Here is a 10,038-nt window from a genome sequence, read left to right as displayed (position 1 = left end):
GTCGAGTTGCTCACCGAGAATCGGCCGTGGGTGGAGTCGGGGGAGATACGTCGTGCGGGTGTCTCGTCTTTTGGGATCAGCGGTACGAATGCGCATGTGATTCTGGAGCAGGCCCCGGTCGAGGAGGTGTCCGCGGACGAGGCGGGCACCGTTACTCCGGCCGGTGCGGCGGTGGTGCCGTGGGTGGTGTCGGCGAAGTCCGAGGCCGGGCTGCGGGCGCAGGCTCGCCGCCTGCGGACCTTCGTGACCGAGCGGCCCGAACTGTCACCTGTCGCCGTCACCCGCTCCCTGCTCAGCACTCGGGCCGGACTGGATCACCGGGCGGCGGTGGTCGGTGCGGACCGTGAGGCGTTGCTGGCGGGGTTGGGGGCGCTCGCGGATGGTGAGCCGGCCGTGGGTGTGGTGCGGGGACACGTGGCGGCTGGTGCTGGCCGGGTGGGGGTGTTGTTCTCGGGTCAGGGTGCGCAGCGGCTCGGTATGGGGCGGGAGTTGTACGACCGGTTCCCCGTTTTCGCGGAAGCCTTCGACGCGGTGTGCGGTGAGTTGGAGCGGGCGTTGGGTTTGTCCGTGCGTGGGGTGGTGTGGGGTGAGGATGAGGCCGCGCTGAACCAGACCGTTCATGCGCAGGCCGGGTTGTTTGCGGTTGAGGTGGCGTTGTTCCGGTTGCTGGAGTCCTTCGGTGTCGCGCCGGATGTACTCATCGGTCATTCGGTGGGGGAGTTGGCGGCGGTGCATGTGTCCGGCGTGCTGTCTCTCGAGGACGCGTGCACGCTGGTTGCCGCGCGCGGCCACCTGATGCAGGCGCTGCCCGAGGGCGGGGCGATGTTGGCTGTCCAGGCCCGCGAGGAGGAGGTCGCACCGCTGCTGGGTGAGACGGTGTGGCTGGCCGCCGTCAATGGGCCGGAGTCGGTGGTGGTGTCCGGTGATGTCGATGCGGTGGAGGTTGTGCGGGAGTGGGCGAGGGGGCGGGGTCGTAGGACGAATCGGCTGCGGGTTTCGCATGCGTTCCACTCGCATCGTATGGACGGCATGCTGGAGGAGTTTGCCCGGGTAGCGGAGCGGTTGACGTACGGGGCGCCGCAGATTCCTGTGATCTCGACGCTCACCGGTGAGGCTGCTTCTGAGGAGGAGTTGTGCTCGCCGGCGTACTGGGTGCGTCAGGTGCGCGAGGCAGTCCGCTTCGCGGATGCGGTGCGTACGGCCGCGGGTCAGGGTGTGACGCGCTTCGTGGAGGCCGGCCCGGACAGCGTCCTCGCGGCCCTGGCCAGCACCACCCTCGCCGAAGACGAGACCGACCACGTCAGCATTGCGACGCAGCGCGCCGATCGCGACGCGGAGCACACCTTCGTCTCGGCACTCGCCCAGTTGCACGCGGTCGGTGTGGGCGTCGACTGGAAGCCGCTGTTCGCGGGCGCGCAGAAGGTGCATTTGCCGACGTACGCCTTCCAGCACCAGCGGTACTGGCTCGACGCGCCGCCCACCGCCTCCGCGGCGGCCTCGAACGACAAGGCTGACATCCAGTTCTGGGGAGCAGTCGAACAGGAGGACTTCGACAGCCTGGCGGGCGCGCTCGGCCTTGACGACCAAGATGTGCTGCGCACCGTGGTACCGGCACTCTCCAACTGGCGCAGGGAACGGCTCGATCAGTCCGCTGTCGATGACTGGTACTACGAGGTCTCTTGGTCCGCAGTCGCCGACGCGGACAGCCCTGCGCTGGCAGGCACCTGGCTGATGCTCGCCGCGGACGCAAACCCGGGCAGCGGCAGTGGCGGCAGCAGTCGCAGCGGCACGGGAGACGCGACTACGACCGACTCGGTCGCTCCTCTTGCGGAGGCGCTGCGGGCGCACGGGGCTCACGTCGCCCGGGTCGATGTGCCGTCCGGCGTGGATCGTGCGGCGCTCGCAGAACTCGTCCGTGCCCGCACGGCCGGAGAAACGGCCGGAGAGGACGGCGAGGCCGTGGCCGGGGTGCTGGTTGTCCTGGACGCGGTGCGGTCGGCGCTCGCCGTGCAGGCGCTGGCCGACGCCGGGGTTGGTGCTCGCGTGTGGGCGCTGACCCGGCGCGCCGTCTCGACGGCCCCATCGGATGAGGGCGTTGTGCCGGATGCCGCGATGGTGTGGGGCCTGGGCCGTACCGTGGCGTTGGAGCATCCTGACCGTTGGGGCGGCCTGGTCGATGTCCCTGCCGTACTGGATGACCGCGCCGGCCGACGACTGGCCGGGGTACTGGCTCAGAACACAGAGGACCAGGTGGCCATCCGGACCTCCGGGGTCTTCGGCCGGCGGCTGGTCCGCTCCGCCCAGGCCCGGGCCGGGTCCATGGGGCAGGAGTGGTCGCCGGAGGGCGGCACGGTGCTGGTCACGGGCGGTACGGGTGCGTTGGGCAGTCAGGTGGCCCGGTGGGCGGCCGACCGGGGTGCGCGCCGGATCGTGCTGTTGAGCCGACGGGGCGAAGCGGCGCCCGGCGCCACGGAGTTGCGGGAAAAGCTCGCCAAGGCCGGCGCGGAGGTACGCATCGCCGCGTGCGATGCCGCCGACCGTGAGGCAGTGGCCGGGGTGCTGGCCGACGAGAAGATCACCACGGTCTTCCACACCGCCGGCGTCCTGGACGACGGCGTGGTCGACGGCCTCACACCAGAGCGGTTCCAGAGCGTCTTCGGTCCCAAGGCCGATGCCGCCCGGCATCTGGACGAGCTCACTCGCGATCACCCCGTGTCCGCGTTCGTGCTGTTCTCCTCGGTGGTCGGCACGTTCGGCGGACCGGGGCAGGGCAATTACGCGGCTGCCAACGCTTACTTGGACGCTCTCGCGGAACAGCGTGTACGTGCGGGGCTTCCGGCGACGTCCATTGCTTGGGGTGCCTGGGACGAGGCCGGTATGGCGGCCGTCGACGTGGTGGAGGGCCGGCTGGCTCGGGGCGGCATCGGTGCCATCGCACCGGAGTTGGCGCTGCGCGCGCTGGACCGGCTCGTCACGACGAGCGGTTCCTACGTGGTCGTGGATGTGGACTGGGAACGGTACGTTCCAGCCTTCACCGCCGTCCGGCCCAGCCCGCTGCTCAGCGGCGTGCCCGAGGCGTGGCAGGCGATGCAGTCAGCCGTCACGTCCGACGGGCAGCCCACGGAGACCTCTCTGCGAGGCGCCTTGGCCGGGGCGACGTCGGCGGAACGCGATCGGATCCTCCTCGATCTGGTACGGACCCAGGCGGCGGCTGTGCTCGGACACGCCTCCCCGGAGGCGGTCACCGCCGACCGCCAGTTCCGGGAGCTCGGCTTCGATTCGCTTAGCGCGGTGGAGTTCCGCAACCTCCTCACGGCGGCCACGGGGAAGGCACTGCCGGCCACGGTGATCTTCGACTATCCGACTCCGGCCGCGCTCGCCGGGCAACTCGGTGCCGAACTCGCACCCGAGGTCGACAACGGCTCTCCGCTTGACGAGCTGGAGCGGTTGGAGGCCATGCTGGCCAACGCCGAAGCGGACGACCTGACCCGGCACAAGATCACTATCCGGTTGCAGGCGCTGCTGAACAACTGGACTTCGGCCGGTCGTGGCGAGGTGGAGACCGCTGAATCGTCAGCAGGCGCCGACCAGTTCGACTCCGCGACGGATGAGGAACTGTTCAAGCTGATTCGTGACGACTCGGGACAGGGGTAAGGGGTAAGGGGTAAGACCCCGCTGGCCCGGCCGCCGCGCCGGGCCCAGCCCGATCCGGCTTCGGTGAATTCGACAGACGGCGACTGCGACGGCGACAGGGACGGCGACAGGGACTGCGACAGGGACTGCGACAGCGGCGTCGCTCGCCGTCTGTCGCAGTCGACCTGCGCGGTAAGGCCCCGCCCCGCCCCCTGTCACCCGATGGGCTTTCTGGTGGCCCGACCCTGACTGACGAAGCCAAGGAGGTTAGGGGGCAGTAGGGGGTGTTGGACGAAATACCGCCTGGATAAGGTTCAGCAAGGTTGAACGTATTTGAATATAGCTAATTCGAAGACAGACACCTTTATCGCTGTCCGGGGTGACAGTGTAAGTATTGGCGACCGGGTTGAACGGGGCGTGAAGGGTTGCAGGCCGTTGCGGGGGATGCGTTGCCAGGCATGCCCTCTCAAAGACTTCCCGTGTGGTCACACTTTCATCGGCCATACCGCTCTGCCCCTGAGATGCACTCTGTTCGCTGCGGCGTCCGGGCGTTGTTGAATGAGGCGGCATTGAATGGCTGACGAACAGACGCTTCGCGATTATCTGAAGCTGGCAACGGCTGATCTCCAGCAAACACGCCAGCGGTTGCGCGATTTGGAGGCGTCGACACAGGAGCCCATCGCCATCGTAGGCATGAGCTGTCGCTTCGGGGGCGGCGTGCGTTCCCCCGAAGACCTCTGGCGACTGGTCTCCTCCGGCGGCGACGGCATGTCGGAGTTTCCCGACGACCGCAGCTGGAATCTCGACGTCATTCGCGGTGCCGATTCCGAGCAGACGGCAGCCAGTTACGTCAATGAGGGCGGCTTCATTGAAGGCGTCGGCGAGTTCGATGCGGGCTTCTTCGGAATTTCGCCGCGCGAGGCATTGGCGATGGATCCTCAGCAGCGGCTGCTGCTCGAAGTCTCCTGGGAGGCCGTGGAGCGGGCGGGGATCGCCCCGACGTCGCTGCGTGGAAGCCGTACCGGCGTCTTCGCCGGCACCAACGGCCAGGACTATCTGACGCTGCTGATGAGTCTGCGTGCCGAGTTCGACGCGCACGGCGGTACCGCCAACAACGCCAGCGTCATGTCGGGCCGCATCTCCTACACGCTCGGCCTGGAGGGGCCAGCAGTCACGGTGGACACAGCATGCTCGTCTTCGCTCGTCGCGCTGCACCTCGCGGTGCAGGCGTTGCGAAACGGGGAGTGCTCGCTGGCTTTGGCCGGTGGCGCCACGGTGATGTCCACCCCCGGCGGATTCATGGAGTTCTCCCGACAGCGTGGTCTGGCGGCGAACGGCCGAGTCAAAGCGTTCGCCGAGGCGGCCGACGGCACTAACTGGGGCGAGGGCGTCGGCATGCTGCTGGTGGAGCGGCTGTCCGACGCACGGCGCAACGGGCGCCAGGTGCTCGCTGTGGTGCGTGGTTCGGCGGTGAATCAGGACGGTGCGTCGAACGGTCTGACGGCGCCCAACGGTCCGTCCCAGCAACGCGTCATCACACAGGCGCTGGTCAACGCCAAGCTGACAGCTGACCAGGTCGATGTGGTGGAGGCGCACGGTACGGGTACGACGCTGGGTGATCCGATCGAGGCGCAGGCGCTGCTGGCGACGTACGGGCAGGGGCGTGACGAGGGCCGTCCGTTGTGGCTCGGGTCGGTCAAGTCGAACATCGGTCACACCCAGGCCGCCGCCGGAGTGGCGGGCATCATCAAGATGGTCGAGGCGATGCGGCACGGTGTGCTGCCGAAGACGCTGCACGTCGATGAGCCGTCCTCGCACGTTGACTGGACCGCGGGTGCGGTGGAACTACTGACCGGCAACCAGCCTTGGCCGCAGACCGACCAGTTGCGTCGGGCGGGTGTGTCGTCGTTCGGGATCAGCGGCACGAATGCGCATGTGATTTTGGAGCAGGCGTCGGCGGTTGAGGTGGAGGTTGAGTCCGGGGAGGAGGCTGAGGGGGCGCCTTCGGACGGTAGGGGTTCTGAGTCGGCGGTGGTGTCGGCTGGGGCTGGTGTGGTGCCGTGGGTGCTGTCGGCCAAGTCCGAGGTGGGGTTGCGGGGGCAGGCGGAGCGGTTGGGTGCGTTTGTTGCCGAGCGCCCGGAGTTGTCGTCTGCGGATGTGGGTTTCTCGTTGGCGTCGTCGCGGGCGGTGTGGGACTACCGGGCCGTTGTGGTCGGTGCCGACCGGGAGTCGTTGCTGGCCGGGGTTGCCTCCGTGGCGGCGGGTGTGCCGGGCGTGGGGGTTGTCTCCGGTGTCGCTGGCTCGGTGGGCTCTGGTGCTGGTCCGGTGTTGGTGTTTCCGGGGCAGGGTTCGCAGTGGGTGGGTATGGCGGTGGGGTTGTTGGATTCGTCGCCGGTGTTTGCGGCGAGGTGGGTGGAGTGTGAGCGGGCGCTGGGGTCTTTTGTCGACTGGTCGTTGACGGAGGTTGCTCGTTCTGGGGATCTGGTTGTGCTGGAGCGGGTTGATGTGGTGCAGCCGTTGTTGTGGGCGGTGATGGTGTCGCTCGCCGAGGTGTGGCGGGTTGCGGGAGTGGAGCCCGCGGCGGTGGTGGGCCATTCGCAGGGGGAGATTGCTGCGGCTGTGGTGGCGGGTGGTTTGTCGTTGGAGGATGGGGCGCGGGTGGTGGCGCTGCGCTCGCAGGCGATCACCGCTCTGTCGGGTGCGGGTGGGATGTTGTCGGTGCCGCTGCCGGTGGCTGAGGTCGAGGCGGTCCTGGCCGGGCGCGATGGGCTGGGTGTTGCTGCGGTCAACGGTCCTGGGGTCACGGTGGTGTCCGGTGATGCGGGTGCTCTGGATGAGGTGCAGGATGCTTGGGAGGCGGAAGGGGTACGGGTGCGTCGGGTGCCCGTGGATTACGCGTCGCATTCCCCGCATGTGGAGGCTCTCCGGGATCGGATTCTGACCGATCTTGCCCCGATCAGTCCGATGTCCTCTTCCTCGGTGGGTTTCTTCTCCACGCTGACCGGTGAGCCGATCGACACGGCCGACCTCGATGCCGGGTACTGGTTCCGGAATCTGCGGCAGACGGTCCGTTTCGAGGATGCCGTGCGCGCTGCCGTCGACGCCGGCCACTCCGTGTTCGTCGAGGCTTCCGCTCACCCTGTTCTGACGGTGGGCATCGAGCAGATCCTTGAGGACGCGAACGTTGACGGCGCTACGTTCGGTACGCTCCGCCGTGATCAGGGCGGTCTGGAGCAGTTGCTGACGGCGTTCGGGCAGGCGCATGTTCAGGGTCTTCCGGTCGCGTGGGAGAAGCTGCTGACTTCGCATCAGCCCCAGCGCGTCGACCTGCCGACCTACGCCTTCCAACGACAGCGTCACTGGCTGGAGCCGGCGCCGTCGGTGGCGGCCTCTGCGGCCGCGGATGGGGTGGAGTCCCGGTTCTGGGACGCGGTGGCCGGTGAGGACTGGGAGACGTTGGGCGATGCCCTGGGCATCAGTGAGGACGATTCGCTGACGTCGGCGGTGTCCGCGCTGTCGACGTGGCGGCAGGCGCGCGACGTCGATTCCACGGTGGATAGCTGGCAGTACCGGGCGAGTTGGTCTCCGGTCGCCGACTCCGATCCCGTCACGCTTTCGGGCACCTGGCTGCTGCTGACAGGTGAGGACGCGGACGGGGACAGGGACGGGATCGGGGGCGGGGACGCATGGGCTGATGTCGCCGGTGCCGTAGAGCGGCACGGCGCTCGAATCACTAGGGTCACTGTGCCGTCGGGGGTGGAGAGGGCTGCGTTGGCGGACCTCGTCCGTGCCCATGCGGAGGCGGAGGCGGAAACCGGTGAGGCCGTCGTCGGGGTGCTGCTTGCTCTGGATGTGGTGCGGACTGCGGTCGCGGTGCAGGCACTGTCCGTTGTCGATGTTGATGCTCGGGTGTGGGCGCTGACGCGTGGTGCGGTGGCAACGGCACCGTCGGATACAGGTGTTGATCCGGCCGCGGCGATGGTGTGGGGCCTGGGCCGGACGGTGGCGCGGGAGTATCCCGACCGTTGGGGTGGTCTGGTGGATGTGCCCGAGCGGCTGGATGAGCGTTCCGCGCGCCGACTTGCCGGGGTGTTGGGTCAGGGTGCTGAGGATCAGGTGGCGGTTCGGGCGTCCGGTGTCTTTGGCCGTCGGTTGGTGCGTTGTGCGCGGGTGGTGGGGCAGGAGTGGTCGCCTGAGGGCGGCACGGTGCTGGTTACGGGTGGTACGGGTGCGCTGGGAGCTCAGGTGGCCCGGTGGGTGGTCGACCGGGGTGCGCGGCGGGTTGTCCTGCTGAGCCGTCGAGGTGAAGACGCCCCGGGTGCCGACGTGTTGCGGGACGTACTGACTGCGGCGGGTGCCGAGGTGCGGATCGTCGCGTGCGATGCCGCCGATCGTGAGGCGCTGGCCGAGGCGCTGGCCGGGGAGAAGATCAGCGTCGTCATCCATACGGCCGCGGTACTGGACGACGGCGTGGTGGACGGTCTCACGCCGGAACGGTTCCAGGCCGTGTTCGGCCCGAAGGTGGACGCCGCCCGCAACCTGCACGAGCTCACCCGGGACCACCCGGTGACGGCCTTCGTGCTGTTCTCCTCGGTGGCCGGAACGTTCGGGAACCCGGGGCAGGCCAATTACGCGGCGGCCAACGCCTACTTGGACGCCCTGGCCGAACAGCGGGTTCGTGAAGGACTTCCCGCGACGTCCATCGCGTGGGGTGCCTGGGCTCAGGTCGGTCTGGCGACCACTGATGTGGTCGAGAGCCGGCTTGCCCGGGGCGGTATCGGAGCCATGGCACCGGAACTGGCGCTGCGCGCGCTGGGCCGGCTCGCCGGCACGAGTGGCTCCCACGTGGTCGCCGACATCGACTGGGAGCGATACGTACCCGGGATTTCCGCCATTCGTCCCGACGTACTGTTCAGCGGCGTGCCCGAGGCCCGGCAGGCGATGGAGGCCGCCCGCGGCTCGGCCGGCTCGGCCGGTTCGATCCCCGATGAGGGCACGCTGGCCTCCCGCCTGGCGGCTGTGCCTGCCGGCGAGCGTGACCGGGTGGTGCTCGATCTGGTACGAGCACACGCCGCTGCCGTGCTCGGCCACAACTCGGCGGACGCCGTCGCCCCGAACCGGGCATTCCAGGAGCTCGGGTTCGATTCCCTCACCGCCGTGGAGTTCCGCAACCGCCTCGCAGCGGCCACAGGCGCTTCCCTGCCCGCCACGCTGGTATTCGACCACCCCACGGCAGGCGCATTGGCCAAGCATGTCCTGAACGAGTACGGCGGCCTGGGCGAAGAAACCGAATCGCTGCTCGATGATTACGCGCGCCTGGAATCGGTCCTAGCCGACCTGCCGGAGTCCGACGCGGTCGCCAGCCGAATCCTGCTGCGGATGCAGAAACTGATTGACACCTGGAAGAGCGCCAGGACTGCGACCGAGTCCGAAAATATTCATGATGTGGATTCGGCCACCGATGAGGAAATGTTTGAATTCCTTGGCAAGGAATTCGGTATATCGTGACTTCGTTTACTGATGAATTGAAAAAACGGGGAATGAGGGTCCGCTAATGTCCAATGAAGAGAAGCTGCGCCACTTTCTGAAGCGGGCCACCGCCGATCTCCAGGAGGCTCATCAGCGGCTGCGGTACTTCGAGGCCAAGGACACCGAACCGATCGCCATCATCGGCATGTCCTGCCGCTTCCCGGGCGGCGCCAGTTCCCCTGAGCAACTGTGGCAGTTGCTGACCTCCGGCCAGGACATCATGTCCGGATTCCCGACCGACCGCGGTTGGAAACTCGACCGGCTGCCCGACTCGATAGCCGGCTCCGACGACGGCGGGGCCGGCGCATTCCTCCACGACGCCACCGAGTTCGACCCCGACCTGTTCGGAATATCGCCGCGGGAAGCAGTGGCGATGGACCCGCAGCAGCGGCTGCTGCTGGAGGCGTCCTGGGAGGCGATCGAGCGCGCCGGCATCGACCCCCTGTCGCTGGGCGGCAGCCGGACCGGTGTCTTCGCGGGCACCAACGGTCAGGACTACATCCATCTGCTGGGCAGCGCCGCTGACGAAGTTGACCTTTTCGGCGGCACCTCCGTGGCCGCAAGCGTGGTGTCCGGCAGGGTCTCGTACACGCTGGGTCTGGAAGGCCCGGCGGTGTCGGTGGATACGGCGTGTTCCTCGTCGCTGGTCGCGCTCCACATGGCGGTGCAGGCGCTGCGCGCCGGGGAATGCGCCTTGGCGCTGGCCGGTGGAGTGACGGTGATGTCGACGTCGGCCAATTTCGTCGCCTTTGGCGAACAGGGCGGACTGGCCCCCGACGGCCGGGTCAAGGCGTTCGCTGAGGCTGCGGATGGTACGGGTTGGGGCGAGGGTGTCGGCGTGCTGCTGGTGGAGCGGTTGTCGGATGCTCGTCGGAA

The 10,038-nt window shown here is 68.2% G+C and carries 3 protein-coding genes; all 3 read left to right on the top strand.

The window, feature by feature from the left end; all coding sequences use genetic code 11:
• The first annotated feature begins 6 nt into the window (after positions 1-6).
• Positions 7-3,654, top strand: coding sequence for an SDR family NAD(P)-dependent oxidoreductase (locus AB0D04_RS41190; RefSeq protein WP_362712538.1), 3,648 nt, complete (start codon positions 7-9; stop codon positions 3,652-3,654).
• Positions 3,655-4,206: 552 nt separating this feature from the next.
• Positions 4,207-9,141, top strand: a complete 4,935-nt coding sequence (locus tag AB0D04_RS41185; protein ID WP_362712537.1) for a type I polyketide synthase — start codon at positions 4,207-4,209, stop codon at positions 9,139-9,141.
• A gap of 46 nt (positions 9,142-9,187) precedes the next feature.
• Positions 9,188-10,038: beta-ketoacyl synthase N-terminal-like domain-containing protein (locus AB0D04_RS41180; RefSeq protein WP_362712536.1), on the top strand; the 851-nt coding region annotated here is incomplete at its 3' end.

It is taken from the genome of Streptomyces sp. NPDC048483, from assembly GCF_040651455.1.
Lineage (GTDB): Bacteria > Actinomycetota > Actinomycetes > Streptomycetales > Streptomycetaceae > Streptomyces.
This window is presented reverse-complemented; position numbering and strand designations above follow the sequence as displayed.